Raw genomic sequence first — 26,684 nt, 5'->3', positions numbered from 1 at the left:
TTAATAACTCTTTTTCTCATATAATATTTTTCGAATAAAAAAGTTTAAATTACTAAAAGATATGATGGGAGGTGCATAAATTGATTAAAAAAAGTGATTCATATTACTTTTTAATTATAGCTACAATAATGGGACTAGTTTTACTACCGTTTGCTATCGTAAAACGATCATTTAAAGATTGGATTATTGTTTACCTTGTAAGTTTCATTGGTAATTATTTCACAGATAAATATTTAGTTAATAAAGGATTTCTGAAATATCCAAAAAAGCTTTTTCCGAAGTATAAAATCCAACTTCCTTTTGATTTTATATTCTACCCTTTAATGTTACTTTATTATAATCAATGGACACTGAACAGCAGACCCGTTGGAATTATTGCAAAAATTTTTCCTTTTGTAATACCTATTACAATCTTCGAGACTATTGCAGCAAAAAAAACCAAGCTAATTAAGTGGAAAAAAGGATGGACTTGGTATCACTCACTAATTAGTCTTACTTTAAAACTGTTAATATGTAGAGGAATTATTCTAATTATTAGAATAATAAACAAAGGTAAAGTTTCGGTAACTTAAGAAGAGAACATGAATATCGTTCAGTCTCTTCTTAAGTTGATTAACTCCTCTTTAGCACAATAAACGACTACTCTTATTACGCAATCGCCACCAAAATCATTTATTTGACTTTTTACAATCAAATATTGAATAGAAATCTATTCGCTTACAGATACTATACTTGTAATTTCTTCGGCAAGGAGAAGATATATGAATTTTACAGAATCAATAAGGAGTGTTTTTATGGGAATTTTAAGTGGTAATCCAACAAATGAACCAATGCACTATGGAGAAGTTTTTGCAACTTGGTCATTTCTTTTAACGGCTAAAGGATTAATTGCAGGCTATCAAACTCAATTAAACCACGCTGGTGATGAAGACTTAAAAAAATTACTGGAAGAAGCGATTCAAGGTGGTCAACAAGAAATCAAGCAAATAGAAGATTTATTAAAAGAAAATGGGATTGGATTACCACCAACACCACCAGAACGCCCTAAGGCTAGCTTAGATGATATTCCAACAGGAGCTCGTTTTCAAGACCCAGAGATAGCAGCATCTTTAGCTAAAGATATTGCAGCAGGGTTAGTAGCTTGTAGCCAAATTATTGGGCAATCCATTAGAGAAGACATTGCGATGATGTTTGGACAATTCCATATCCAAAAAGCAACACTTGGAGCAAAAGTTCTTCGACTAAACAAAGAAAAAGGCTGGTTAATTCCGCCACCATTACACCATAGTAATGTGGAAGGTAGCTAAGGTTGAAGGAACAGAATTACCATATTCTGTTCCTTTATTTTTACCAAGGTCACCTCAAGGGCTACGGCTTAAACGGGAGAGTTAATCCATCCTATTTGCCAGTCCAAGCCAAAGGATGAGTTATTTTTTTCTGTCTTAAATACGAAATGATGAAATGTAACACTTACCTTTTAATATTTCCATCGATAATGCCCAGCGATTGGAGTTTTAATCGACGAGAGCTTTACTTCGGCCGCAAAAGGTTTTGTGTTATGGATAAAATAAGGTGTCCCGTCCTTTGCTCGTTTCTCAGACACAATCCCTACATGATGAAACCCATCCAAAAACACGACTATATCTCCTGGCTGCCATTGTTGTAAATTTTCTATATCATAAGGAATTAGTTCAGTTGTTAAACTCTCTGCAAACCGCTCGAAGTAAACAAATTGATTAGGCACTCGCCTAAAATCTATGTTTGGATCTGCTTTCCCATCTATACGCCAATACTGCTTTGTATTCTCTGCAATATCTTCATCCATTAAATCTTTTAACGTAATATTAGCCCCAAGAAATCCACGCCATACTACATCTGTACAAACTCCTTCACTATCAGGAGGGTATCCGCCCGCATAATACGCACTTTGATAGCGCGTTTTTTGCTTCACTTCTTTTCTTGCTTCATAAACAATATCCAGTGCGTCTGGCACACCGTTATTGTTTTTATCAGTTTGAGAGAAAGTTTGCGGTACATCTATTCTCTTTGCAAACGGATTATCCACTTTTATGCCAATATGTTCGAGTATTAGGCCATCTCTATAAAGGAACAAAAAAATTAGAAAAACAAAAGGCACGATAATAAAGATTAATTTTTTCTTCATCCATTCATCCCCTTATTTCAAAATCTTTGACAAGTAATATTCGTCTACAAATTCACCATCTACAAATAATGAATGTTTCTTCGTCCCTTCAATTTCAAAGCCATTCTTTTTATATAAGTTGATAGCCACTTCGTTATGTTTCAATACTGTTAGCTCTAACCTCTTCAATCTTTGGCGATTTGCCCACTCGTTTAAAGATTCAAACAGTCTACTTCCTACCCCAATACCTCGAGCTTCACTTGATACCCCAACAACGAGATAAGCGACATGTTTTACTCGTTTACTTTGCCCACCAAATGCAAATAAGTAGCCTACAAGTTTATTATCTAATTCCGCAAGAAAGATGTTTGAGTTATCTTCCTTTGCGACCATCTCTATTCTATTTTTCATTCCATTTACATTTTTCGGTCGTTCAAACGGTTCGAATAACATTAATCCAGATTGTTCTACTTCATATATTAACTCTACTATTTGTTGTGCATCTTCTTTTTTTGCCTCTATAATAATCATGTTGACGTCCCTTCCTTTACTTCTAGACTCTAAATAACAATATTCTCCATTTCTACTTTTTATCCTTCTTAATAGTGCCCAATTGTGGAATCTTGAGAAAAAATACTTTGAATTCGAGATAAATTTTGTTATAATAAAATTATCTCGAATTCAAAGTTTCTGCAAAGTCAAATTGGTTATTATATAAATAAGGAGGCATCATGTATGGAACTATTAGGCTTACACCATGTTTCATTATTAACAACAAACGCAGAGAAAAACTTTCAATTTTTCACTGGAGTTTTAGGAATGCGTTTAGTAAAAAAAACAGTCAATCAAGATAACACTTCCTCCTATCACCTTTTTTATGGAGATGCAAAAGCAAACCCGGGTACAGAAATTACATTCTTTGACATCCCTGGGCTTGGACGCACTTACGAAGGAGTATCTAGTATTTCATCTACTTCATTGCGAGTAAAAAACACAGAATCCCTACATTTTTGGAAAGATCGTTTTGATAAGCTTGGTATTAAACACGACAAAATCGTAAAAAGAGCAAATAGAGACACACTCGCTTTTGAAGATTACGAAGGAACGAAATTAATATTGGTTGTGGATAACGGTGAAGAAGGTGTGGCAGCTGGTATACCGTGGGAGCGAGAGGATATCCCTGAAGAACATGGAATAGTTGGCCTTGGACCAGTCACCTTAACCGTTGGGGATGCTACACGAACTGTAAAAGTGTTAACGGAACTAATGGGGTTTAGAAAAGTAGGAACTTACCCATCACTTGCTGGTGTATTTCCAGATGTAGAAGTATATGCAACTGGTGAAGGTGGGTCTGGAGCGGAAGTACATGTAGCTGTTCGTCCGGACCTTCCTCGTGAGCGCCAAGGACGCGGGGCTGTCCATCACGTTGCTTTCCGCATACCGAACGAGGAAGAATATAACGCATGGGCTGAAAAACTAAGCAAACAACGTATTCCTTTCTCCGGAAAAGTTGACCGTTACTACTTTAAAGCACTCTACTTTAGAGAGCCAAACGGCATTCTTTTTGAACTCTCCACTGACCTACCAGGCTTTGATGCAGACGAGCCAATGGAAAGCTTAGGAGAAAAGCTAGCACTTCCACCATTTTTAGAACCAAAGAGAAAAGAAATTGAAGCTAGCTTAAGACCTTTAGAAATATAAGTATAAAAGGTTGGATGCATTTAGCCATCCAACCTTTTGCTATAGCGTCTAAAACGATGTGAATTTATCAAACGGGTAAAACCTGAAAACAACCTTTCCGACAACGTGATCTGTAGGAACTGCTCCAATATGGCGACTATCTCTACTATCGTTTCGATTGTCTCCCATTACAAAAACATGATTTTCTGGTATCTTTACCGATTCAAATGGAAAGAACATTTCTTCATTTAAGTATTCTTCTTCCAACTCTTCGCCATTTCTAAACACTTTTCCCTCAAAAAAAGAAATGGTGTCCCCTTCTTTACCAATTACCCTTTTCACCCAGTATTGGTCTTCTCTTTCATTTTGAAATGTTCGGAGAAAAGGATTGTCTCCGATGGCATCTTTTAAACCTCTATCTTTTGTTAAATCACTATCAATAACAACAACATCCCCATAATTCGGTTCTTTTCCTAAAAGATATGGACTTTTAAAAATTAATAGTCTATCGCCAATTTTTTCTTTATCGTACTTATCTAAACCCTCTATCGTTGGTAGCATGGAACTTCCACTGACGGTAAAAGGTTGGGCTACAAATGCCGTTAAAACAAAAGATAAGAGTATAGCAATAACAATCGCCTTCCCCCACTCTTTTATTTCTTTAAATATTTTTTTGAACATAAAGACGCTCCTATCATAGATGAATTCTTTTAATAAAATTCTATGCGATCGAATAATTTCCTGTATTTATGAGGAAAAAATATAGATATGTTTCTAATGAAAATCTAATAATCCGGTGAAAACGTTGTTGGAGTAGGATATCTGACCATTTTATGGGTCCTTTTTATTTGCTTTCTAAATAAAAGCATGTTTCAATGTATAGAGTGTTACAGAAAAAGAAATGAGGGAAACAAATGAAAAACAAATTTACTATCTTAATTCTTACACTAATGATGAGCATGTTCGTTGCAGCATGTAGTGGAGACAATAATAACGCACAAGAAGATACAAATGCTCCAGATCAAACAGAAGAGCAAGGATATGCCATTGAAGATGAAATTGAAGCTGACCAAGTGGTAGTAAAAGTGAATGGCAAAGAAGTTAAAGGTAGTGACTTTATCATTATGTATAAAGACACAGAAATGATGATGGCACAGTGGGGACAACCTGTTGAACCAGACCTAATTAAAGAACAAACATTAACAATGTTAATTGAGCAAGAAGTATTGTTAGCTGCTGCACAAGCGAAGGGCTACACAGCAAGTGAAGAAGAAGTAGATGGTTATTTAGAAGAAGTAAGAGCAAACTTTGAAACGGAAGAAGAATTTGAAGAAGCTTTAGCTTCTACACCATATACTTTAGAAACGTATAAAGAGCGTATTGCAAACAGCCTTGCGATTCAAGAGTTTTTAGAAAATGAAATTGGCATGGCTGAAGTAACGGACGAAGAAATTCAAAGCTATTATGACGATGCTGTTGCGGAAGCGGAAGGTAACCCTGAAATTGAGTTACCATCGTTCGAAGAAGCAGAACCACAAATTCGTCAATATTTAGCTAATCAAAAGAACCAAGAGAAACAAGCAGCATTAATTCAAGAACTTGTTGATAATGCTGATGTAGAAACGCTTATTTAACGAATAAAAGTGCGAGCATATTAAAATGTGCTCGCACTTTTTTATTTTATTTCTATAGATAGAAAATCTTCTGCGATGGTGGTGTTAGGGAAAATCTCTCTTGCTTCTGATAATAGTTGTTCCATGTGTTCGGCTTGATATCTTGAGCTAATATGATTTAAAATCAGCAGTCCGACATTTGCTACTTGTGCAACTTCAGCAGCTTGCTTTGTAGTTGAATGAAAATATTGAGAGGCTAGTAATTCATCCGCGCCAGCAAACGTAGCCTCATGAATTAATACGTCTGCATTTTCAGAAAGCGTTATACTATTAGAGTGAAATCTAGTATCTCCTAGAATGGTAATGACTTTTCCCTTTTTCGGTGCACCTAAAAAGTCCGCTCCATTTATCATTCGGCCATCTTCTAATTGTATAGTAAGCCCAGCTTTTATCTGTTTTAACAAAGGACCTACAGGAATACAAGCCTCTTTTACCTTATCCATTAACAATGGACCTGGCATCTCTTTTTCTTCTATACGAAATCCGAAAGACGGAAGACCATGTTCTAACGGAGCAACTCGAACTACATACTCCTCGTCATCAAGCAGCATTCCTTCTTCCTCAAATTCATGAAAACTAATTTCGTATTTTAAATGCGTACCACTAACGCGCAGTGAAGTTTCAACAAACTCTTTAACTCCAAGTGGCCCATAAAGAGCTAAAGGTGTTTCTCCACCTTGAAACGACCTACTCCCGAGTAAACCAGGCAAGCCAAAAATATGATCGCCATGTAAATGAGTGATAAATATTTTTTCGATTCTTCGAGGTTTTAATGATGTATGTAAAATTTGATGTTGAGTGGCTTCACCACAATCAAACAGCCATATGGCACCGTCTTTATTTTCTAAATGTAAGGCAAGCGATGATACATTTCGATGTTTTGCTGGCACACCTGATCCTGTACCTAAAAAAGTAATTTTCAATCGTTTATCCTCCTATTGCTCCGTGAATCCCTTTCTTTAATAGTAATGAAGTTTTACCTATTTAGCAATGCGAACTGCTTTGTGTATTCCAATAAATATTGTAAGATAACAGTAACAAGTTTTTGGAGGGGATGGAATGAAAGATACAAAAGTAATTGTTTTTGACTTGGATGGTACATTATATGAAGATACACACCATTTTTCCTATTATGCAGAAAGACTAAAATCAAAATTACCTACTGAGGCTCAACTTCTATTTCAACAAGATTATGAAGATGTTTTAGCAGGAAAACATGCATTGAAGATGGGCAGAGTTTATGATGTACATAAAGACCGTATTTTAGTTCATGATGAAGGACATGTGTTAGAAGGTTATACGTGGGACGGAGAACGTATAGAGCAAGAAATAATTGTACAAGACTACCAAGAACCACTTGCCTTTGATTTCACAACAAAGTTAAGCATAGGTGATTTATGGTGGATACCTGTTTCCATTGCAGCTCATTACGGCATAACTCGTGAAGTGAGTTATGCGTGTTTCATGCAAACACGTGAACATATGATGACACCTGAGTTTGTGTTAGTTGCAAATACAGCATTTCACCACACGTTAAAATCTTTGACAAAAAATTATAAAGTTGTCTTAATGACCAATAGTCCGCAATCTGATAGTGATGTCATCATTGAGAAACTAGGTTTCACCTCTTATTTTGAACATAAAGTGTATGAAGCAAGCAAACCAATCCATACGAAGAAAAACCTAACCGAGATCGCAAATACATTTAATGTAACCCCTGAAGAAATGCTAAGTATTGGTGATAACTACATAAACGAGATTTTACCTGCCAAACAACTTGGTTGTAAAACAATTTATATTGACGCCCACCAATTAGGCGAAGCGAAAGCTGCCGATAAAACAGTTAAAAACTTAGATGAGTTAGCAAAAGTATTGAACGATCTTTTATTATAAATTATGTAGAAAGCAGAGCCGTTACAGCTCTGCTTTTTCTTATTTTCAATTGGTTCTTTGTCTTCTCATCCATTGTGTTGCAGCCCATTTATCTCCTTTAATGATGGGAGCCCCACCATGCAATGTTAATTCATTTAGCGTTTGATCATCATAGAAGTATTCAAAGTATACTGCCATCCCCTTCTTGGGCGAAACGGAAAAATTCAATTTAGGGAAATACGTTTCTCCCCCTTCTTCCACATCATTTAAATACATAACTATTGTACTGATTCGAGGGTTTTTAACTGGTTTGCTTGCAGAAGTAAAAAAATCAAAATGAGCCTTATATTCTTGTCCCATTTGATAATTTAAAATTTGTAAACCTTCTCCATGTTCATATGGGACATTCATAATTCGAGAAACCCTTTTCTCTATACGGGTAATTAAGTCGTTTTCTCCCTCTTGAAAAAACATACTACTGCTCGTACGGAGCTCCGCCTCTAATGAATCACGAAGTTTTGAACGTTGCATTCTATCTTTGGACAAACTAATAAGTTGGTCACATTCTTCCTCACTTAATACATTTCCTAATACTACTATTAAAGGTTCTTCCATTTTAGCAATAATATGTATATCTCTATCTTCCGTTTGTATCTTATAGCCTTTGTGGTTAAAAATAGTTTGTTCTTTCAAATTTATCAGCCTCTTTAACGTTTTTTTATCTGGATTGTACTTAATATTTCTAAGAAGTAATTACTACACTTTATTTTACTTGGTAGATACTAAAAATTCTATTAAAAATTTATTAAAAAATACTTGCAATAAGAACAAATGTTCCTTATAATAAAAATAGAACAAACGTTCTAAAATACTTTGAGGTGATAAATTATGAATACACTACTTAAAAAGTCTACATACGTACTATTGAAAATAACGGCAACAATAGGATTTGGAATCTTATTTTATTTTATTTTGACAAACAATATGGAACGCTCTTCTATTTTAGCTTTTAGTGTTTTAACTACCCTTTGTCTTTTATTTATTCCTGGATTAAAACAAAGCTTTACTACAGAGGAAGAAGAATATGGAAACAACTATTAATACAAAACATAACCAAAAACTAGAAGCTTTAATCATTGCTAAAAGATTAGTCGACCAAGGTGTTACTAACGACCTGGATACACTTTCTTCTGTAACAAGCTTATGCAAAGAAGAAATAGCTCACTATCTATTTAAAAACAAAAAAGCTAACCCTGAATAATTGGATTAGCTCATTTATTTCAAAAAATCTTTTTGAAAACTTGTTGTAATTTTTGCTTTACTTGGGGCATTTTTCACAACAACGCCTTTTTGTATGACATTTTGCCCAAATTTCTCCTTTAACTTATCAATTGTTTTTAACAATGGCTCATCTTTTGCATCTTCTTGGAACGAGAAAATATCTAATTGCTTCGTTGAGGATTGTTTATCTGTTAAGTCTTGTGCGGTAACTCCTAACAGTCGAATAGGCTCACCGTTCCAGTGTTTTTTCAGCAAAAACAATGCAGCTTGAAGTATGGCATCTTCTTTACTAACCGGATTTTCTAACAATCTACTTCGGTTTACTGTTTTACGATTGCCATAACGAATCGTTAACTGAATATTATTACTTACTACATTTTTTCTTTTCATTTTTTCTGCCACGGAGTTAGAGAGACTTTGAAGGACAGAATGTAACTCTCGCTCATTATCACTATCTTCTTTTAACGTAGTAGAGTTACCAATACTTTTAAAATCATCTACTGAATCTGGATCAACAGGTCGGTTATCCGCCCCATTTGCTTTATTAATAAGTCTCTCACCGTTTATTCCTAATAGTTGCTTCACTTGATACAAGTCTGCATTTGCTAAATCTTTAATTGTTTTTATTCCGATTCCCATTAGTTTTTCCGCTGTTTTATTTCCTACACCGTGCATTTCACCAACTGGCAATGGCCAGAGGATAGTAGGAATTTCTCTTTTTCGTAAAATTGTAATTCCTAACGGTTTTTTCATATTGGACGCCATTTTTGCTAAAAATTTATTCGGTGCAATACCTATACTACATGGTAGCATTAACTCTTCTACTAGACGCTTTTGTATTTCCTCTGCCAGCTTAATCGCTTGCTTAGAATATTCGGTATCTGTAATATCTATATATCCTTCATCTATAGAAACTGGTTCAACCATATCCGAATAGTTTCGAAGTAAATCAAACATTGCCATGGAGCTGGCACGATACCGTTCAAAGTTTGGCTTACGTAAAATAAGACCTGGACATTTTTTCTTTGCTTCCCATATCGGCATTGTCGTTTTCACACCGAATGCACGAGCTTCATAACTACATGTAATAATTATCCCTTTTCTCTCTTCTATGTTTCCAGCAACAGCAACGGGCTTACCTCGTAAGGAAGGATCATGAGCCATTTCAACCGATGCATAAAAACTATTCATATCCACATGGAAAATAATTCTTGCTTTACTAGTTTCTCTGGCCATGCCACTTCCTCCATTCGAAAATAATTATTTATATTATACAATAAAAAAAATGCACCTTGTCCATGATACATAAACAAGGTGTACTTTTTAAATATGATTAAACTTCTTGCTCTACAAGTGCATCTTTTATTTGCGACACATTTGTAAAAGTAGATACCATTTCCGTAGGCTCAACGATCGAGATTAATTTATTTGGTAATTGAGCGATGCCTTTCAAATATGGTGTCGCTGTTAAAATAGATAATAGTTTCATATTTTCTGCAGGCACATCTATAATTTCTTTAGCATCTTCCACTAAAAATGAAGCAGCAAACGCTTCTGTTTCAACAACTATCAATCTAGCTTTCTCATTTTTTTCAGTCACTGTCTGAAATAACATATGCTTCATATCGAAGACAGGAATTAACTCATTTCGTACTTTTGTAATACCTAACACATAATTCGGCAAGTGTGGCACAGGGTGTATGGGTAACACTTTTTCAATGGAAATGACAAACTTTACATCAATCCCATATGTTTCACCATTCGTCTCAAAGGTTACTAATTTTAATGCTTCCATCTAATGAACCCCCTAAAATCAACAATCTGTATTTAAAAGAAGCTTGGCTTTTCAGTTACCAAGCTTCTTAAGTAAACTATATTATTTTGCTACTTCTTTCATAATAGAAACAACTAGTTCTGTTGTTTTCACTAACTCTTCAATTGGCATTCTTTCATTAGTAGTGTGAATTTCTTCATATCCCACTGCTAAGTTAACAGTTGGTACACCAAATCCTGCGATAACATTAGCATCACTACCACCACCACTTTTTTGTAGTGCTGGTGTACGACCGATTGCAGATACCGCACGTTTAGCAACTTCTACAACATGGTCACCCTCACCATACTTAAAACCAGGGTACATGATTTCTACGTCAACTTCTGCTCTACCGCCATTTTCAGATGCAGCTGTTTCAAAAGCTGTTTTCATTTTTTCGACTTGTGCTTCCATCTTTTCAGGCAGTAATGAGCGAGCTTCTGCTAAAATATCTACACGATCACAAACGATATTTGTTGGTCCGCCACCTTCGAATCGACCGATATTAGCAGTAGTTTCTTCATCAATTCTTCCAAGAGGCATTTTCGAAATAGCTTTTGCAGCTAAAGTTATTGCAGAAACACCTTTTTCTGGAGCAACACCTGCATGAGCTGTTTTACCATAAATAGTCGCTTTTACTTTTGCTTGTGTTGGAGCAGCAACGATAATGTTACCTACTTTTCCATCACTATCTAACGCGAAACCGTAAGATGCTTTTACTAAACTTGGGTCTAATACTTTCGCTCCTACAAGACCGGATTCTTCTCCAACTGTGATAATGAATTGAATCGTTCCATGCTCTATATTATTTTCTTTTAATACTCTAATTGCTTCAAACATTGCTGCAATACCAGCTTTGTCATCTGCACCTAAAATAGTCGTTCCATCCGTTATTACATACCCGTTTTCAATGGAAGGTTTGATACCTTTTCCAGGTATAACTGTGTCCATATGAGCAGTAAAGTAGATAGTGTCTACTCCTTCTTTTGTTCCTGGTAATGTACAAACTAAGTTTCCTGCACCATGACCAGTTTGCTCCATTGTGTCATCTTCAAAAACTTCTACACCTAGTGTAGAGAATTTATCTTTTAACACTTTACAAATTTCTGCTTCGAATCTTGTTTCGGAATCTACTTGAACTAGCTCTAAAAATTCTTCTACTAAGCGTTCTTGATTAATCATTATGTATTTCCTCCTAATTACTTATAACTATATGTCACATTATATCTTATTTTCACGATTGTAGGAAATATTGACTGTTTAAAATGAACTTTCTGAACAACTTAGTCGTGAAAATAAAAACGTGCCGGTTGTATGAGCGCTTTCCGCAGGGGAGGCGGTCATACAACCGGCAGTTGAATATATATAAATATAATTTCATTTTCCTTATATTATTAAAGATGAATACTTCAATAACAGAACTTATAAAGGGATGTTTCCGTGTTTCTTGTAAGGCCGGGTTTCTTTTTTGTTACGAAGCATTTCTAATGATTGAATTAATTTAATACGAGTTTCTCTTGGATCAATAACGTCATCAACCATACCTTGACTAGCGGCAACATATGGATTTGCAAATTTTTCACGGTACTCTTCTATCTTTTGTGCTCTTGTTTCTTCCGGGTTTTCACTCTCGTTAATTTCTCTAGCAAAAATAATATTTGCTGCACCTTGAGGACCCATTACCGCAATCTCAGCGTTTGGCCATGCGTACACTAAATCAGCACCAATTGATTTACTGTTTAATGCCACGTATGCTCCACCATAAGCCTTGCGTAAAATGACTGTTAATTTAGGCACCGTTGCTTCTGAATATGCATACAAAATTTTCGCCCCGTGACGAATAATTCCACCGTGCTCTTGTTTTACACCTGGGAAAAAGCCAGTCACATCTTCAAAAGTAATAATTGGAATGTTGAATGAATCGCAGAAACGGATAAAACGTGCCGCTTTATCTGATGAATCAATATCAAGGCCACCAGCCATCACTTTCGGCTGGTTACACACAAGTCCTACCACTTCACCTTTAATTCTGGCTAATCCTATCACGATATTTTTCGCAAAGTCTTTTTGAACTTCCATAAATGAACCTTCATCCACCACTTGATTAATGACAATTCGAACGTCATACGGTCTTATTGCATCGAAAGGAATTGCATCGGCAAGATCTGCTCGATAGTCGTCTCCTTCTTCACAAGAAATGCGATCAGGCTTTTGCTCATTATTTTGTGGCAAGTAGCTTAGCAACTTACGAACTTGTGCTAATACTTCTTCTTCTGTTTTTCCGGAAAAATGTGCATTACCACTAATGGAGTTATGAACTTTTGCGCCACCTAGATCATCCGAGCTTATTTTTTCGCCTGTAACAGTCTCAATAACTTTTGGTCCAGTAATAAACATTTGACTTGTTTCTTCCACCATGAACACAAAGTCTGTTATGGCTGGAGAGTAAACAGCACCACCCGCACATGGGCCCATAATGACAGAAATTTGTGGTACTACACCGGAATAAATAGAGTTTCGATAAAAAATATGGCCGTAACCATCTAAAGAGAGAACTCCTTCTTGAATTCTTGCTCCTCCAGAGTCATTCAGACCAACGATTGGAGTGCCATTTTTAGCAGCTAGATCCATCACATTGGCAATTTTTTTCGCATGCATTTCTCCGAGTGCTCCCCCGAACACGGTGAAATCTTGCGAAAACAAGTAAATTGGTTTTCCATTAACTTTTCCAAAGCCAGTTACTACTCCATCTCCAGGACCTTTTTTGTTATGTAGGCCGAAGTCATGACAGCGGTGCTCAATAAATGGGTTTAATTCTACGAATGTCCCTTCATCAACTAACAATTCGATACGTTCTCTTGCTGTCAATTTTCCTTTTTCGTGCTGCTTTTCGATTCGGTCATCGCCTCCACCTAACTCTACTTCACGACGGCGATCGTACAATTCATTAATTTTTTCATATATATCAATTGTCATTGTTACTACCCCTCTTTTCACATAGTTCGTATAACACACCAGATGCGGCTTTTGGATGTAAAAAGGCTATGTTAGCTCCACCTGCACCTATTCTTGATGACGTATCTATCATTGGAATACCATTGTCTACAAATTCTTGTATTCTTCCTTCGATATCATCTACAGCTAGTGCAATATGATGAATGCCTTCGCCTCGCTTTTCAATGAACTTTGCAACTGGGCTATTCAATGAAGTTGGCTCTAGCAATTCTATTTTACAGTTGCCTGCCTTGATAAAAGCTACCCTAACTCGTTGCGCTGGAACAATTTCTACTGCTTCAAAGGATAACTTCAACACCTCTGTGTAAAAAGGCAAGGCATCTTCAATGGATTTTACCGCAATTCCTATATGATCTACTTTGTTAATCATCCCTAGTTCCCCCTTTGTTGACTTAGCTTACAACTATTTCGACATTGTTCGTGCATAATCCTTCCTCTAAATCTAGTAAAGTCCACTTGAGAAGTTTTTTCATTCAAGGTACAATAGAGACAGAATATTGAACGAGGAGTGATGATAGATGCATAACCGAAAATTCCAGAAGATTGTAGTTTATTTAATGATTGGTGTTATGATAATCACAACGTTATTTGCAGGCGCAGCAGCGTTTTTCTAAAATATAAAGAGAAGAGTCCAGCAATCTTTTGCTGGACTTTTTTATTTTATAATGCCTTTCTCTCTACTTAACTGTTCAAAAGATTTATCGCTTTTGAGGATCCAAATTTTTGTTCCGATTGGAACTTTCCCGTACAAATTCTCCACGTTCTCATTGTTTAACCGTATGCATCCTTGTGTAACGTAGTTTCCTATGGAATCTGGACTGTTTGTTCCGTGCACACCATATGTTCGTCCGTCTGTTTCTTCGGCATCAAAGCCAATCCACCTAGTTCCTAAAGGGTTTTTCGGATCGCCACCTTTAATGTCAGTTCTTCGATAATAAGGGTCTTTCGCTTTTACGATAATGTTAAATTCCCCTTCTGGTGTTAATTCTTCTGATTTTCCTGTTGCAACGAAATGAATCTCTTTTATTTCTTCCTCATAAATAAATGCAAGCTCGTTTGTTTGTTTATTCACGATTATATATGGATCACCAGGTAACGGATTGGGTCCTAGTGGCCATAATGGAGATGTTACGAGTGCAACGATGATAGCATAAATAATGACCAAGAATATCACCTCTACAATCGGCTTTATCAATCAGCCTTTTGACTCTTAGTGTAATTCATTGGCCCGAATTCATGCATTATATTGTTTTAAGCCACCTTTGAAATCACATTTAATAATCAAATATTGTTCTAATTCTTTTACTAAATGACGAAGTGAGGCGCGTGCTTCAAACTCAATTCTCGTTTCTGGTAGTGGCATTCCTTGAAAAATTTCCGTCATTTCACTCAAGTTATTTAGATGTACAATTGCTGTGTTACCTGGATGGACTGATTCTGCTAACTGTTCTAAAAACTCAGCAACAATTGCTGCTTGCTCCACATTCATTTCAATGGAAGCAACGATTGGTACCATTCTTTCCATCACATCTAATTGTCTTTCTCTCATTTTAAAATAGTGGTAGAAACTATTTTCATTTCGGCGTAAATGATTTTCAACGTCTCTAAAAGCTAAGCTTTTTGCTTTATGCAAAATGGATGCAGTCTCCGTCAATTCTTTTCCATCCCAGGCAGTATCTCCTTGACGTAAAAACTGGGCAAGTTGTAACAAGATTTGTTGGAAGTTGCTCTCAATTTCGAGTTGGTATGTTTTTAATTCTTTTTCAACGCTCGGCATGTAAATATTCATGATAAGCGCAATACCAATACCAATCGTAATAATACCTAATTCGTTTAGCACTAAACTAAACGTATAATCTTTAACTGAATATACATGCAAAAGAATAACGGAACTAGTTGCAATTCCTTCTGTTATTTTCAACATAACGGTTACTGGAATAAAGAATAGTAATAAAAGTCCAATTGCGACTGGATGGTAACCAATTGTTTCAAAAAACAGGAAAGCAAAAACTAAGCTTAGTATACAAGCTGCAAACCTTGAGCTTGCACTATGCAATGACTTTTTCTTTGTGTTTTGGATACATAAAATGGCGATAATTCCCGCTGATACATAAAACTCTAAGCCGAAAAACTGGGCGATGAATATGGCTAGTGTGGTACCTAGTGCAGTCTTAGCAGTCCTGTAGCCAATTTTAAACTTTTTCATAAAAATGTCCTCTCCTACTTTTCTGATAACATTATATAGGAAAACGGAAAAATCTACTAACTTTTACTTATAAGAATGTGCTTTTTATAATGTATGACTACTATTCGAAATACTATTATGAAATTTTTACATAGAGAAAGCACTGACCCATTTGCCAGTGCCTATCCTCTTATTCGTTTAACATTTCTTCAAACTCATCTAGAAGCTGTTCAAATCTCTTCATCGTTTGGACAATTGGCTTCTTGTTACTCATGTCAACGCCAGCGTCTTTCAATATGTCTACTGGTGGCTTGCTTCCCCCAGCTGCTAAAAGATTATCAGAAATTCTTGTTCTAGCATCTTCGCCTTCTTCTTTTAACTGCTCAGCCAGGGCAGCAGAAGCTGCAAAGCTTGTAGCGTATTGATAGGTGTAAAAACTTGAATGGAAAAAGTGTGGCACACGCGCCCATTCCATTGCCACTCTTTCATCCATTTTCACATCTTTTCCGAAATACTTTTCCACTAGTGAAAAATAAATATCTTTAATCGCTTCTGCATGAAGGGATTCTCCATTTTGTAATGTTTCGTGTATTTCTTTTTCAAACTCTGCAAATTGGGTTTGGCGGAACAATGTCACACGGAAATCTTCTAAATAACGGTACATCGCTTGGAGCTTTTCTTCTTTTGACTTTGCTTCGTTAATCCACTTTTGATGTAATAGATGTTCGTTTAAAGTAGAAGCAACTTCCGCTGTAAAAGTAACGTATCTAGCATTATGATATGGCTGACTTTTATTGGATTGATAAGAATGTAAGGCATGTCCTAGCTCATGTGCTAATGTCATAACATCTTGATGTGATCCTTGATAATTAATTAGAATACTTGGGTCTCCATCATAAAAGGAAAGCTGATATCCACCAGTTGCCTTACCCTTTGTTGTAAATACATCAATCCAATTGTTATCAAACGCATATTCAATTTTTTTCGTATATTCTTCTCCTAAAGGATCTAATCCATCTTTTACGAGTTTTCTGGCTTCCTCAATTGGTACTTCAGCTTCTCTAACTGTCGTTTTTGGTGGCGCACCTAAATCATAAACATACATTTCATCTAGTCCCGTATATTTCTGTTTTAACAATAAATATCGATGAAATAATGGTAAATAATCGTTTACTGTATTAATTAGTTCTGTATATACTTTTGGATCAATGTCTTTAGAAACCAAACTCGCTTCTAATGCACTATCGTATTTTTTTGTTGTAGCAAAAAAGTTATTAGCCTTTACAATGTTCGCCAAAATCGTAGCAAAACTATCTTGATACTTTCCTAACGTATCATAATAAGATGTAAATGCCGCCAGCCTTAATTCACGATCATCACTAGACATATACACGTTATACATCTGTGGAGTTAAGTAGTACTCCTCTTCTTTTACTTTAAAAGATGGTAACTGCAAATCTTTTGACATCATAGTAAAAATCTCACTCGGAGCATGTAAAAAAGGCATTGTTTGAATTAAAATATCTTCTACTTCTTTCGGAAGTGAATGATCTTTTTCTTCGTACACTTCTTTTAAATAGTATGTGTATGGTTGAAGTAGGTTTGACGAGATTAACTTCTTCCACTCTTTCTTAGGAATTGCTTGTATTTCATTAGAAAACCAGTTTGTTCTTTCTACTACATAAACAGAAACCGCATCTAATTCATTCGATCTTTGTTGCGCTGTTGGGTCACTCATATTTACGTCAAAAGATAGCCGTGCATAAACATATACTTTTTCAAATAGACGATATAGCTGAAAATATTCTTGAAGAAGTGACTCTAAATGGTCATCTAAATTTATTGCTTTTTCTTTCTTAGAAAAAGTGTCCGCTAGCTTTTTTAGCTTTTTTACATCTTTTTGAAATGATGCCTCGTCTTTATAAAGTTTTGTTAAGTTCCATTTATATTGAACTGGTATTTCATCACGTGTTGAGTACTGTTCTAACGCGTATGTTGAACTTATATTCATATAAAATAGAAGTGTAGAAATGGAAAGGATAACGATTAGTTTTAGGCTTGTTTTTTTCATGTATTACATCTCCCCCTTAAGAAAAAGTAGTAATACATAGTTTTCGTTTTCCATGTTTTTCTATACTAGGAATATTAAATTTTACAACTATTTTCAAAACCGCTGTTGATTTCCGTGCAAGGCTTCGCTTTCCGCGGGCTTGTCTAGTTTCAGCGGCTAGCTCCTCGAGTCATAAGACATTGTCGCCTTGAGGGTAAAAAGCGCCCTCAATTCGCCCCTGCCTTATGCTTGTAGGAGCTGAACGAGCCGCTTCAAACATTTCGTTGCGCCGGGAGCCTCCTCGTCGCAACGCTCCTGCGGGGTCTCCCGCTCCCCGCTTCTCCCGCAGGAGTCTACTGCTTGTGTGGAAATCCACCGCTAGGTTACAACTAAAAACTAAAATATATATTTTAGACCTTGAAAATAAAAAACGCATGATACAAGTATGTATCACACGTTTGTTCTTTTATAGCATTTTTTCTAGGAATACTTTTGCTCTTTCTGATTTTGGTGATGTGAAGAATTCTGCTGGTGGGGCGTCTTCTACGAGCATGCCGTTGTCTAAGAATAATACTCTGTCTGCTACTTCACGTGCGAAGCCCATTTCGTGTGTTACGATTGCCATAGTCATACCAGTTTGAACTAAACTTTTCATCACTTCTAGCACTTCTTTTACCATTTCTGGGTCAAGAGCGGAAGTTGGTTCATCAAATAACATTACTTCTGGATCCATCGCTAAAGCTCTCGCGATTGCCACACGTTGTTTTTGTCCACCAGATAAGCGGTTTGGGTATTCTAATACTTTTTCAGCTAAGCCAACTTGATTTAATAATTTTTTTGCTTTTTCATCTGCTTCCGCTTTTGATAGACCTTTTACGAAAGTTGGAGCGTACGTTAAGTTTTCCAACACCGTTTTATGTGGAAAAAGGTGAAAATGCTGAAACACCATCCCAACTTTTTGGCGGATTTTCATAATGTTTGCTTTTGACGAAGTCATTTCTTCACCTAACACATTAATGCTACCTGATGTTGGTGTTTCTAGTAAGTTGATACAACGCAAGAAAGTGGATTTACCAGAGCCAGACGGACCAATAATCGCCACAACTTCCCCTTTTTTAATTTCAGTTGAAATACCTTTTAATACTTCTAATTTACCAAACGATTTATTTAAGTTTTCTACCTTAATCACTTTTACGTAATCTCCTCTCTAACCACTTACCGAAGAGTGTTAAAATCATCACTAATACATAGTAGATTGCACCCGCAAATAGTAATGCTTCTACATTTAAGAATGTGTTTGCCCCTACTACCATCGCACGTCTCATAATATCAGCTAGTCCAATGATCGTTACGACCGCAGACTCTTTTGTTAATGTAATGTATTCATTCACTAATGCAGGCAAAATGTTTTTTAATGCTTGCGGTAAAATGATATCTTTCATCATTTGACGATACGGTACACCAAGTGCCATTGCCGCTTCTTTTTGACCTTTATCGACAGCATTTATCCCTGCTCTAATGACTTCGGATATGTATGCACCAGAGTTAAAACCAAATGCCAAAACGGCTGCAACTACGGGAGTTAATACGATATCAAACATTTGTGGGAATCCGTAATATATAATTGTTAATTGTAAAACAAGAGGCGTACCACGGAAAATGGATGTATATGCATCTGCTATCCAAGATAACACTTTTACTCGTCCAATTTTACAAAGAGCAAGAAGGGTTCCGATAATAAATCCAAGTATTCCAGCCATGGTCACTACTTGAAGTGTAATACCAAGCCCTTTTAATATATATGGTATTGAATCTACAATTCCAGCAAAATTCAAGTGAATCGTTCCTTTCCTATTCAGCTATTTCTTACTTAAACAAAGAAATTTAGTTCTTTGTTTAAGTAAGAAATGAAAAGAGGAGTTAGCCCCCTCTTTTCATTCTTCATGTTGATTATCGTCTTTCTATTACTCTTCTCCGTCACCAAACCATTTAAGAACAAGCTTCTCAAGTTCCCCGTTTTCTTTCATTTCATTTAAAACACGGTTGAACTCAGCAGTTAATGGGCTATCTTTCGGAAGGGCAATGGCAGAACCGCCTTCGTCTGTATCAAGGATGAATCCAGTTAAATCTTTTTCTTTTTCTAAGTAGCCTTTCATCACTGTATCTTCGATGATTACTGCATCAACACGGCCGATTTTCACTTCAGAGATTAAGTGTGGAATTCTGTCGCGCGTTTCAATTTTTACATCAATTTCTTCTGCGATTGCTTCTGCTTCTTCTTGTTGAATAGAACCAAGTTGAACACCGATCGTTTTACCAGCTAAATCTTCAATGCTATTAATATTGCTATCTTTCTTTGTAACAATCATATGGTTAGCTAAGAAATAAATATCTGTAAAATCAGCTTCTTTTAAACGCTCTTCTGTTGGCGTCATTCCAGCTAATATGAAATCAATTTGATTAGACTTCATTGCTGTTATTAAACTACCAAAATCAATATCCTCAATAACAATCTCATAACCTAGTTCTTTTGTAATTGCTTTCGCTAAGTCTATGTCAAAACCGATGATCTCGTCGCCATTTGCTGTGTCAATAAACTCAAACGGTGGGTAATCCGCTGAAGTACCCATTTTCAATACTTTCTTTTCTTCTCCACCTGTGTTAGGTGTATTCGTTCCACATGCTGCTAAAACTAAACTTAAGATTGACATTACTATAAACAATTTCATCCACTTTTTCATTTTCGTTCCCCCTAATTTTTATACATCTTCATGAATATTAATTCGATATTATGTATTCTATCACAGATGAATTTTTATACAATACTATTTTTAAATATAATTTAAGTTATAAAATTCTGAATTTTTAGTAAAGGTTTTTATGCAATCAACTAATATTATTCTACTTTTAGGAGCTTATTCCTTTTTTGGAAAGAAAAAAGAGAAGCTTTTATAGCCTCTCTTCCAGTTGTTTTTATACTTCTTCACAATACTCGTCGAAGTAACCTTGTAATTTAGAAATAACAGACATTGGTGAATGTCCTTCAATTTCGTGACGCTCCACCATTGTTAAGATCTTTCCATCTTTTAATATAGCAAATGATGGAGAGGAAGGTGGATAGCCTTCGAAATATTCACGTGCTTTTTCTGTTGCTTCTTTATCTTGTCCAGCAAAAACGGTTACTAAATAATTTGGTCGCTTATCATAATGAACCGCATGAGCAGCAGAAGGTCTAGCAATTCCGCCAGCACATCCACATACTGAGTTTACTAATACTAATGTTACACCTTTACGTGCGAATGCTTCTTCCACATCTTCTGGTGTGCGTAAGTGCTCATAACCAGCATTGTCCATATCTGCTCGTGCTTGTTGAACGACATCGTTCATAAACATATTAAAATCTATATTCATATTGTGTTTCACCTCATTTTTTTCTATATGTATATCATACCAATAATAATAATAAAATTACAATTAAATGAATGTGTTTCTTCAAGTTTTCTCTGATTTACCGTTCCTTTCCGCTACAGGAACCTGCTTTCCGCGGGGAGCTTAGTGGAAGGTTATTTTCACTATCGTGGTAAAACCTACTCCTCGGCGTCCCGCCTGTGGGGTCTCACGCTTCGCTCTACTTCCCGCAAGAGTCAGGTGCCTTCCGCTCCAATTCACTAATAATTCTAAAGAAAAAACAAAAAGAACTTAAAAATAATTACACCATCATGTTTAATATGAAAAACTCAGGGTATTATATAAATACATCTAGATATCCATACCCCTATACTCCCTAGATGAAGGAAAGTGCTATGCGGGCACTTTCCTCTTTTTTATGTTTTTTGATAAAGTTCGATGAGTTCTTGAACGGCTTTGGAGACGGAGAGTTCATCTTTTTTTATTTTTTCACGGTACAAGGGCAAGTTATTTTTCACGATGGCTTGCTGGAAAAATAATCGTTCGATATGCATTTTTAGCGATGCATCAAGCCATTTTTCTTTTTGTTCATTTCTTCTTTGTTCGAAAAATCCAGACTGCTTCATTTCTTGTTGAAAAGTTTGAATTTGTGACCAAACGTCACTCATTCCCTCATAGTATAAAGAAGAACAAGTTAATGCACTTGGGGTCCAACTTGGTGTGGCAGGTTGAAGAAAATGTAGAATTTGATTATATTCTTCGGCCGTTTTCTTTGCCTTTTTTACATTTTCACCGTCTGCTTTATTTACGACAATGGTATCCACTAACTCCATAATTCCTTTTTTCATTCCTTGCAATTCATCCCCTGCACCTGTTAAAACAAGTAGCAAGAAAAAATCGACCATATCTCGTACAAGCCCTTCACTTTGTCCTACTCCTACTGTCTCAACTAAAATAACGTCAAAGCCAGCCGCTTCACAAAGTAAAATACTTTCGCGTGTTTTACGATGTACTCCACCTAACGAACCACTCGATGGGGAAGGACGAATGAATGCTCTCGGATGCCTAGCCAATTGCTCCATTCTCGTTTTATCACCGAGAATGCTCCCACCACTTTTCGTGCTAGATGGATCAACAGCTAACACTGCTACTTTTTTTCCTTGCTCTACTAAAAATAAGCCAAATGCCTCAATGAATGTACTTTTGCCTGCACCTGGTACCCCACTAATGCCTATTCGTATGGAATTACCTGTATGGGGCATTACTTTTTGCAGCACTTCCTGGCTTTGTTGGAAGTGCCGCTCTGCATTACTTTCTACAAGGGTAATTGCTTTTGCTAGGCTCGTGCGATTGCCATTCACTATTTCGTCTCTTAACTTGTTTAAATCAGTGTCTGCTTTTTTCACGAGCTTTCGTTTTTTACTCGCCATTTTCTTCTTCCACTTCCTCGTATCCGAGACGTTCGAAGATTTCTTCTAACACTTTTTCAGCAGCTACTGGAATGACAGTACCTGGTCCAAAAATAGCACAGGCTCCTTTCCCATAAAGGAACTCGTAGTCTTTATAAGGAATAACGCCACCAATTACAACTAAAATATCTTCTCTACCTAACTTCTTTAGCTCTTCTACTAGCTTTGGAAGTAGTGTTTTGTGTCCTGCAGCAAGCGAGCTAATCCCAACAACATGTACATCATTTTCTACTGCTTGTAGTGCTGTTTCTTCAGGTGTTTGGAAAAGAGGTCCAATATCCACATCAAATCCTAAGTCGCTAAATGCTGTGGCAATAACTTTAGCTCCGCGGTCGTGGCCATCTTGCCCCATTTTTGCAATCATAATGCGAGGTCTTCTACCTTCTAAATCGAAAAATTCATCTGTTTTTTCTTTAACGAGTCGAACTTCTTCTTCATTAGAATATTCAGTGCTATACACGCCACTGATAGAACGGATTACCGCTCGATGACGTCCAGAAACTTTTTCAACTGCTTCTGAAATTTCTCCAAGACTCGCTCTAGCTCTTGCTGCTTCTACAGCTAATTCTAATAGGTTTCCTGTGTTTGTTTCTGCCGCTTTTATAATGGCAGCTAGCTTTTGTGCAACTTCCGCTTCATTTCTATTCTCTCTTAATTGCTCAAGACGTTTGATTTGTTTTTGTAAAACTTCTTCATTATTAATGTCCAATATTTCAATGTTTGTATCTTCTTTTTCTAATTTGAACTTGTTTACACCTATGATAGATTCCGTACCAGAGTCAATTTTCGCTTGACGCCTTGCAGCTGCTTCTTCAATTCGCATCTTCGGAAGTCCCGTTTCGATCGCTTTAGCCATACCTCCTAAAGACTCGATCTCTTCAATATGTTTCCACGCACGGTCTATTAGTTCTTTCGTTAACGTTTCTACATAATAAGAACCACCCCACGGATCAATCACTCTTGTTATCTCCGTTTCATCTTGTAAATATAGCTGTGTGTTTCTTGCAATTCGCGCTGAAAAATCGGTTGGTAGCGCGATCGCTTCATCTAATGCATTTGTATGCAATGACTGTGTATGACCATTCGCTGCAGCAAGCGCCTCAATGGCCGTTCTTGCGACGTTATTAAACGGGTCCTGCTCGGTTAAACTCCAACCAGAAGTTTGAGAATGTGTTCGTAATGCCATTGACTTTTCGTTTTTTGGATTAAACTGTTTCAACATCTTTGCCCATATATACCGAGCCGCACGCATTTTTGCCACTTCCATGAAAAAGTTCATGCCAACCGCCCAGAAGAACGACAGTCTCGGGGCAAATTTATCAATATCGATTCCAGCTTCTAAACCTGTGCGAACATATTCCAGTCCGTCCGCTAATGTGTATGCTAGCTCAATATCAGCCGGTGCACCTGCTTCTTGCATATGGTAGCCTGAAATACTAATACTGTTAAACTTCGGCATATGTTGGGATGTGTAGGAGAAAATATCCCCAATGATACGCATCGACATTTCTGGTGGATAAATGTACGTGTTACGAACCATATACTCTTTTAAAATATCATTTTGAATAGTACCAGCAAGCTGTTCTTTTGACACACCTTGCTCTTCTGCTGTTACGATGTAAAAAGCCATAATCGGTAAAACAGCACCGTTCATTGTCATGGAAACAGACATTTGATCGAGTGGAATTCCATCAAAAAGCACCTTCATATCAAGGATTGAATCAATGGCTACTCCCGCTTTTCCAACATCCCCAACTACGCGTGGATGATCGGAATCATATCCACGGTGAGTGGCTAAATCGAATGCAACAGATAAACCTTTTTGTCCCATCGCTAAATTACGACGGTAAAAAGCATTACTTTCTTCAGCTGTGGAGAATCCTGCATACTGACGTATCGTCCACGGCCTATTCACATACATCGTTGGGTACGGCCCTCTGGTATACGGTGCGATACCAGGTAACGTATCTAGGTGGTCTGCCTTTTGGACATCTTCTTGCTTGTACTGAGCTTTAATTTTAATTTTTTCGTTCGTTTCAAAAAATAAATCGTCTATTTGTTCCACTGATAGTTCTTCTTTTACTGTGTTTGTTTGTAATTTTACTTTTGAAAAATTAGGCCTCATCTGTTATCACCTCTAATACTTCTTGAATGGCAACTAGTTGTGTGTAGCAATTAGAACGCAAGTGAATAAAATCATGCACACCTGCTCCCATTAATGCAACTTCGTCTTTTCGATTGCCTGCTACTATAATGTAAGTACTTGGTAATGCAGCTTTCACTTCTTTCACTGTATTCGTTAACATTTCATCGTACGTTGTATCTGAACCACAAATAATTACTACTTTCGATATTTCTTGGTTGGATTGTAACCAGTCTTTTACTGTATCTTGTGTCGTTAAGCTAGGGCTACTAGATGTGTTAACTCCCCCCACATATAAGAAGCTCGTTGCAAAATCAGTTCGCGGTTTATGATCTTTTAGCTCCCCAATGTTTATTAGCATTGCCTCTGGAAGTTGGCCCGTCCTTTTTTCAAATTCTTTTGCTTGTAGTCGTAATTGCTCAAATGGCTCCGCTAGATGGATTGCTTTTAGCGGTTGGATTGTTGTTTTGTTCGTTCGTGTATTTGTGTCTTTTTTTTCTGAGAAAATATTTTCTTGGATATTAGCGTACATGTTAACTCCAACGAGCTTTTTCTTTCTATTTTTCACATCTTGAAGTTTTAAGTCGGCAATCATTTTGATGTCATTTTGGATGGAGCTTGATTTTAATGAAGCCAAGATGCCGCCTTCTGACTCGATTTCTTGGAAATAAGCCCAAGTGATTTCTGCTAGTTCGTGCGTTAATGTTTCTATATAATACGAACCTGAAGCAGGGTCCACTACTTTGTCTAAGAATGACTCTTCTTTTAAAATATAATGTGTGTTGCGAGCAATTCTCCTAGAGAAAGCGTCGTTAGCGTTTGCAAAACTGTCAATGTTTAAACTGTCTACTCCACCTATAGCTGCTGCAAAAGCTTCGGTTGTTGTACGGAGCATGTTTACGTGTTGGTCAAGGAACGATTTATTGAATTTTGATGTTCTTGCATGAATGGTCATTGGTGTTTGGTTTAGACCAAATTCTTTTTGTATGTTTGACCAAATAATTTTTGCTGCTCTTAATTTAGCGATTTCCATAAAAAAGTCGCTGCCGATAGAGAAAGTGAATACGATTTGGTTGGCGATTTCTTCTGGAGTTAGTCCTCTTTTTTGTAGTTGCGATATATACTCCACAGCAGTTGTAACGGATATTGCCAATTCTTGAACGGCATTTGCTCCTGCATTGTGGTAGGGTTGTGAGTCAATCCATATAGTTTTGACGTTTAAATTGTTGTTTTGGCAAAGTTTGATTGTTTCTGCCATTTCGTCGAGTTGAGTTGGTAGGTCTGGTACTTCTCCATTGGCTGCTAATGTGCCGATTGGATCGGCCCCGATGTAGCCACTTAATAATTGAGGTTCTTTTGTATAGTTTAATAGAATTTCTAAGAAATGTTTGGAGTTAGTGCCAGTATGTACGTGCAAAGGTACGTTTGTAATATCAATACCATCTAATACCTGCTCTAATTCTTCTACTTTTGTAATGGTAATGGCATTCTGGTTTGTAGAAGGATAGGTGTAAAAGTTTATAGCCTGCAAGCCATAATGTAATTCACCTTTAATTTGTTCATTTGTTTCTTTTAGTGTTGATTGAGGCTGTAGTGTTTGACTTACTAGCCATGAGTTGTTGTTTATTGTTTGTGGAAGCGGTGTTGTGTTTGGTGCTTCCGTATACAATGGTTGTCGTACAATTGCTTCGTACGTTCTGCTATTTAATGAATCTACTAGTTTTCCTTTTAATGTTTGCTCGACTTTTGCAATCCATTCTTCTTTTGTTGCATTTGGAAAACTACTATTTTTCATGTTTGGAAAATTCGTCGTGTCCATCTCCATCCCCCTTAGATGCCGTCTGGTGTTGGTTGTGCGTGTTGGTAACCGCTTACACCTTATTGTAACAAATTTTGAACTATTTCTAATTTTTATTTTAATATAATGTGGTTGTAAGTAACAACTTAATTGT

28 protein-coding genes are annotated in these 26,684 nt (G+C 36.6%); 8 read left to right on the top strand and 20 right to left on the bottom strand.

What is annotated here, in order from left to right; genetic code table 11:
• Positions 1 to 80 precede the first annotated feature (80 nt).
• Positions 81 to 572 carry a CBO0543 family protein gene (locus CDZ92_RS03270; RefSeq protein WP_227521459.1) on the top strand — a complete coding sequence of 164 codons (492 nt, stop codon included), beginning with the start codon at positions 81 to 83 and terminating at the stop codon, positions 570 to 572.
• A gap of 222 nt (positions 573 to 794) precedes the next feature.
• Entirely contained in the window at positions 795 to 1,307 is a 513-nt protein-coding gene (locus CDZ92_RS03265) for a DUF3231 family protein (RefSeq protein WP_176483699.1), read from the top strand.
• Positions 1,308 to 1,477: 170 nt separating this feature from the next.
• Here the strand turns inward: CDZ92_RS03265 and CDZ92_RS03260 are convergent, their stop codons facing one another.
• Together CDZ92_RS03260 and CDZ92_RS03255 are read right to left on the bottom strand one after the other, a co-directional pair.
• Positions 1,478 to 2,164, bottom strand: coding sequence for a DUF1287 domain-containing protein (locus CDZ92_RS03260; protein WP_096153520.1), 687 nt, complete (start codon positions 2,162 to 2,164; stop codon positions 1,478 to 1,480).
• 12 nt (positions 2,165 to 2,176) lie between these two features.
• Complete coding sequence (locus CDZ92_RS03255; protein WP_096153519.1) at positions 2,177 to 2,674, bottom strand: GNAT family N-acetyltransferase; 498 nt, start codon at positions 2,672 to 2,674, stop codon at positions 2,177 to 2,179.
• Between the two features lie 204 nt (positions 2,675 to 2,878).
• Between CDZ92_RS03255 and CDZ92_RS03250 the strand changes: the two genes are divergently transcribed.
• Positions 2,879 to 3,844, top strand: a complete 966-nt coding sequence (locus CDZ92_RS03250) for a ring-cleaving dioxygenase (RefSeq protein ID WP_096153518.1) — start codon at positions 2,879 to 2,881, stop codon at positions 3,842 to 3,844.
• Between the two features lie 48 nt (positions 3,845 to 3,892).
• Here CDZ92_RS03250 and lepB read toward each other — a convergent pair whose 3' ends face one another.
• Positions 3,893 to 4,504, bottom strand: coding sequence for a signal peptidase I (gene lepB / locus CDZ92_RS03245; protein WP_096153517.1), 612 nt, complete (start codon positions 4,502 to 4,504; stop codon positions 3,893 to 3,895).
• 233 nt (positions 4,505 to 4,737) lie between these two features.
• On the opposite strand from lepB, the gene CDZ92_RS03240 reads away from it, so the two are divergent.
• A complete protein-coding gene (locus tag CDZ92_RS03240) occupies positions 4,738 to 5,457 on the top strand; it encodes a SurA N-terminal domain-containing protein (RefSeq protein WP_096153516.1) in 720 nt (239 codons plus the stop codon).
• Positions 5,458 to 5,498: 41 nt separating this feature from the next.
• Here CDZ92_RS03240 and rnz read toward each other — a convergent pair whose 3' ends face one another.
• Entirely contained in the window at positions 5,499 to 6,419 is a 921-nt protein-coding gene (rnz, locus tag CDZ92_RS03235; RefSeq protein ID WP_096153515.1) for a ribonuclease Z, read from the bottom strand.
• A gap of 136 nt (positions 6,420 to 6,555) precedes the next feature.
• On the opposite strand from rnz, the gene CDZ92_RS03230 reads away from it, so the two are divergent.
• Positions 6,556 to 7,389 (top strand): HAD family hydrolase, encoded by an 834-nt coding sequence (locus tag CDZ92_RS03230; protein ID WP_096153514.1) that lies wholly within the window; start codon positions 6,556 to 6,558, stop codon positions 7,387 to 7,389.
• Between the two features lie 45 nt (positions 7,390 to 7,434).
• Here the strand turns inward: CDZ92_RS03230 and CDZ92_RS03225 are convergent, their stop codons facing one another.
• Positions 7,435 to 8,070, bottom strand: coding sequence for a 2OG-Fe(II) oxygenase (locus tag CDZ92_RS03225; RefSeq protein WP_227521573.1), 636 nt, complete (start codon positions 8,068 to 8,070; stop codon positions 7,435 to 7,437).
• A gap of 186 nt (positions 8,071 to 8,256) precedes the next feature.
• Between CDZ92_RS03225 and CDZ92_RS03220 the strand changes: the two genes are divergently transcribed.
• Both CDZ92_RS03220 and CDZ92_RS19825 read left to right on the top strand, forming a co-directional pair.
• On the top strand, positions 8,257 to 8,469 hold the full coding sequence (locus CDZ92_RS03220; RefSeq protein WP_096153513.1) for a hypothetical protein: 213 nt from the start codon (positions 8,257 to 8,259) through the stop codon (positions 8,467 to 8,469).
• On the top strand, positions 8,453 to 8,629 hold the full coding sequence (locus CDZ92_RS19825) for a hypothetical protein (protein ID WP_157842695.1): 177 nt from the start codon (positions 8,453 to 8,455) through the stop codon (positions 8,627 to 8,629). Before CDZ92_RS03220 ends, CDZ92_RS19825 begins: the two co-directional genes overlap by 17 nt.
• Before the next feature lie 14 nt (positions 8,630 to 8,643).
• On the opposite strand, the gene CDZ92_RS03215 is transcribed toward CDZ92_RS19825, so the two are convergent.
• The 5 genes from CDZ92_RS03215 to mce form a co-directional block, all read right to left on the bottom strand.
• Entirely contained in the window at positions 8,644 to 9,885 is a 1,242-nt protein-coding gene (locus CDZ92_RS03215; RefSeq protein ID WP_096153512.1) for a DNA polymerase IV, read from the bottom strand.
• Positions 9,886 to 9,982: 97 nt separating this feature from the next.
• On the bottom strand, positions 9,983 to 10,444 hold the full coding sequence (locus CDZ92_RS03210) for a chemotaxis protein CheW (RefSeq protein WP_096153511.1): 462 nt from the start codon (positions 10,442 to 10,444) through the stop codon (positions 9,983 to 9,985).
• 81 nt (positions 10,445 to 10,525) lie between these two features.
• Entirely contained in the window at positions 10,526 to 11,644 is a 1,119-nt protein-coding gene (locus CDZ92_RS03205; protein WP_096153510.1) for a tripeptidase T, read from the bottom strand.
• A 240-nt stretch (positions 11,645 to 11,884) separates the two neighbouring features.
• Positions 11,885 to 13,438 (bottom strand): acyl-CoA carboxylase subunit beta, encoded by a 1,554-nt coding sequence (locus CDZ92_RS03200; protein ID WP_227521458.1) that lies wholly within the window; start codon positions 13,436 to 13,438, stop codon positions 11,885 to 11,887.
• Entirely contained in the window at positions 13,428 to 13,847 is a 420-nt protein-coding gene (gene mce, locus CDZ92_RS03195; protein WP_096153509.1) for a methylmalonyl-CoA epimerase, read from the bottom strand. Before mce ends, CDZ92_RS03200 begins: the two co-directional genes overlap by 11 nt.
• A 148-nt stretch (positions 13,848 to 13,995) precedes the next feature.
• Between mce and prli42 the strand changes: the two genes are divergently transcribed.
• Complete coding sequence (gene prli42, locus CDZ92_RS19820; RefSeq protein ID WP_157842694.1) at positions 13,996 to 14,091, top strand: stressosome-associated protein Prli42; 96 nt, start codon at positions 13,996 to 13,998, stop codon at positions 14,089 to 14,091.
• Positions 14,092 to 14,132: 41 nt separating this feature from the next.
• On the opposite strand, the gene CDZ92_RS03190 is transcribed toward prli42, so the two are convergent.
• The 10 genes from CDZ92_RS03190 to CDZ92_RS03145 all read right to left on the bottom strand — a co-directional run bounded on the left by CDZ92_RS03190 (position 14,133) and on the right by CDZ92_RS03145 (position 26,551).
• Positions 14,133 to 14,642, bottom strand: a complete 510-nt coding sequence (locus CDZ92_RS03190; protein ID WP_096153508.1) for a L,D-transpeptidase — start codon at positions 14,640 to 14,642, stop codon at positions 14,133 to 14,135.
• Between the two features lie 69 nt (positions 14,643 to 14,711).
• Positions 14,712 to 15,683 carry an aromatic acid exporter family protein gene (locus CDZ92_RS03185; protein ID WP_096153507.1) on the bottom strand — a complete coding sequence of 324 codons (972 nt, stop codon included), beginning with the start codon at positions 15,681 to 15,683 and terminating at the stop codon, positions 14,712 to 14,714.
• 169 nt (positions 15,684 to 15,852) lie between these two features.
• Positions 15,853 to 17,733, bottom strand: coding sequence for an oligoendopeptidase F (gene pepF, locus CDZ92_RS03180; protein ID WP_096153506.1), 1,881 nt, complete (start codon positions 17,731 to 17,733; stop codon positions 15,853 to 15,855).
• Positions 17,734 to 18,178: 445 nt separating this feature from the next.
• Positions 18,179 to 18,901, bottom strand: coding sequence for an amino acid ABC transporter ATP-binding protein (locus tag CDZ92_RS03175; RefSeq protein WP_096153505.1), 723 nt, complete (start codon positions 18,899 to 18,901; stop codon positions 18,179 to 18,181).
• On the bottom strand, positions 18,894 to 19,553 hold the full coding sequence (locus tag CDZ92_RS03170; protein ID WP_096153504.1) for an amino acid ABC transporter permease: 660 nt from the start codon (positions 19,551 to 19,553) through the stop codon (positions 18,894 to 18,896). Before CDZ92_RS03170 ends, CDZ92_RS03175 begins: the two co-directional genes overlap by 8 nt.
• Before the next feature lie 123 nt (positions 19,554 to 19,676).
• The gene (locus CDZ92_RS03165; protein WP_096153503.1) at positions 19,677 to 20,453 is read right to left on the bottom strand and encodes a transporter substrate-binding domain-containing protein; all 777 of its coding nucleotides are present in this window, start codon (positions 20,451 to 20,453) and stop codon (positions 19,677 to 19,679) included.
• A 232-nt stretch (positions 20,454 to 20,685) separates the two neighbouring features.
• Complete coding sequence (locus tag CDZ92_RS03160) at positions 20,686 to 21,123, bottom strand: BrxA/BrxB family bacilliredoxin (RefSeq protein ID WP_096153502.1); 438 nt, start codon at positions 21,121 to 21,123, stop codon at positions 20,686 to 20,688.
• A gap of 413 nt (positions 21,124 to 21,536) precedes the next feature.
• Positions 21,537 to 22,550 (bottom strand): methylmalonyl Co-A mutase-associated GTPase MeaB, encoded by a 1,014-nt coding sequence (gene meaB, locus CDZ92_RS03155; RefSeq protein WP_096153501.1) that lies wholly within the window; start codon positions 22,548 to 22,550, stop codon positions 21,537 to 21,539.
• Complete coding sequence (gene scpA / locus CDZ92_RS03150) at positions 22,540 to 24,714, bottom strand: methylmalonyl-CoA mutase (protein WP_096153500.1); 2,175 nt, start codon at positions 24,712 to 24,714, stop codon at positions 22,540 to 22,542. Before scpA ends, meaB begins: the two co-directional genes overlap by 11 nt.
• Complete coding sequence (locus CDZ92_RS03145; RefSeq protein WP_176483698.1) at positions 24,704 to 26,551, bottom strand: methylmalonyl-CoA mutase subunit beta; 1,848 nt, start codon at positions 26,549 to 26,551, stop codon at positions 24,704 to 24,706. The genes scpA and CDZ92_RS03145 overlap by 11 nt, the downstream gene beginning before the upstream one ends.
• Between the last annotated feature and the right edge of the window lie 133 nt (positions 26,552 to 26,684).

Source organism: Bacillus sp. FJAT-45066, from assembly GCF_002335755.1.
Classification (GTDB): Bacteria; Bacillota; Bacilli; order Bacillales; family Bacillaceae_I; genus Bacillus_CD; species Bacillus_CD alkalisoli.
Note: the sequence above shows the minus strand (reverse complement) of the source record. Positions and strands in the feature narration are given on the sequence as shown.

Bases quoted from the DNA above. Each gene is read 5' to 3' on its own strand.
- CDZ92_RS03265 (WP_176483699.1), top strand. From the start codon at position 795: ATGGGAATTTTAAGTGGTAATCCAACAAATGAACCAATGCACTATGGA.
- CDZ92_RS03260 (WP_096153520.1), bottom strand. From the start codon at position 2,164: ATGAAGAAAAAATTAATCTTTATTATCGTGCCTTTTGTTTTTCTAATT.
- CDZ92_RS03255 (WP_096153519.1), bottom strand. From the start codon at position 2,674: ATGATTATTATAGAGGCAAAAAAAGAAGATGCACAACAAATAGTAGAG.
- CDZ92_RS03250 (WP_096153518.1), top strand. From the start codon at position 2,879: ATGGAACTATTAGGCTTACACCATGTTTCATTATTAACAACAAACGCA.
- lepB (WP_096153517.1), bottom strand. From the start codon at position 4,504: ATGTTCAAAAAAATATTTAAAGAAATAAAAGAGTGGGGGAAGGCGATT.
- CDZ92_RS03240 (WP_096153516.1), top strand. From the start codon at position 4,738: ATGAAAAACAAATTTACTATCTTAATTCTTACACTAATGATGAGCATG.
- CDZ92_RS03230 (WP_096153514.1), top strand. From the start codon at position 6,556: ATGAAAGATACAAAAGTAATTGTTTTTGACTTGGATGGTACATTATAT.
- CDZ92_RS03220 (WP_096153513.1), top strand. From the start codon at position 8,257: ATGAATACACTACTTAAAAAGTCTACATACGTACTATTGAAAATAACG.
- CDZ92_RS19825 (WP_157842695.1), top strand. From the start codon at position 8,453: ATGGAAACAACTATTAATACAAAACATAACCAAAAACTAGAAGCTTTA.
- CDZ92_RS03215 (WP_096153512.1), bottom strand. From the start codon at position 9,885: ATGGCCAGAGAAACTAGTAAAGCAAGAATTATTTTCCATGTGGATATG.
- CDZ92_RS03210 (WP_096153511.1), bottom strand. From the start codon at position 10,444: ATGGAAGCATTAAAATTAGTAACCTTTGAGACGAATGGTGAAACATAT.
- CDZ92_RS03205 (WP_096153510.1), bottom strand. From the start codon at position 11,644: ATGATTAATCAAGAACGCTTAGTAGAAGAATTTTTAGAGCTAGTTCAA.
- CDZ92_RS03200 (WP_227521458.1), bottom strand. From the start codon at position 13,438: ATGACAATTGATATATATGAAAAAATTAATGAATTGTACGATCGCCGT.
- mce (WP_096153509.1), bottom strand. From the start codon at position 13,847: ATGATTAACAAAGTAGATCATATAGGAATTGCGGTAAAATCCATTGAA.
- prli42 (WP_157842694.1), top strand. From the start codon at position 13,996: ATGCATAACCGAAAATTCCAGAAGATTGTAGTTTATTTAATGATTGGT.
- CDZ92_RS03185 (WP_096153507.1), bottom strand. From the start codon at position 15,683: ATGAAAAAGTTTAAAATTGGCTACAGGACTGCTAAGACTGCACTAGGT.
- pepF (WP_096153506.1), bottom strand. From the start codon at position 17,733: ATGAAAAAAACAAGCCTAAAACTAATCGTTATCCTTTCCATTTCTACA.
- CDZ92_RS03165 (WP_096153503.1), bottom strand. From the start codon at position 20,453: ATGAAAAAGTGGATGAAATTGTTTATAGTAATGTCAATCTTAAGTTTA.
- CDZ92_RS03160 (WP_096153502.1), bottom strand. From the start codon at position 21,123: ATGAATATAGATTTTAATATGTTTATGAACGATGTCGTTCAACAAGCA.
- meaB (WP_096153501.1), bottom strand. From the start codon at position 22,550: ATGGCGAGTAAAAAACGAAAGCTCGTGAAAAAAGCAGACACTGATTTA.
- scpA (WP_096153500.1), bottom strand. From the start codon at position 24,714: ATGAGGCCTAATTTTTCAAAAGTAAAATTACAAACAAACACAGTAAAA.
- CDZ92_RS03145 (WP_176483698.1), bottom strand. From the start codon at position 26,551: ATGGACACGACGAATTTTCCAAACATGAAAAATAGTAGTTTTCCAAAT.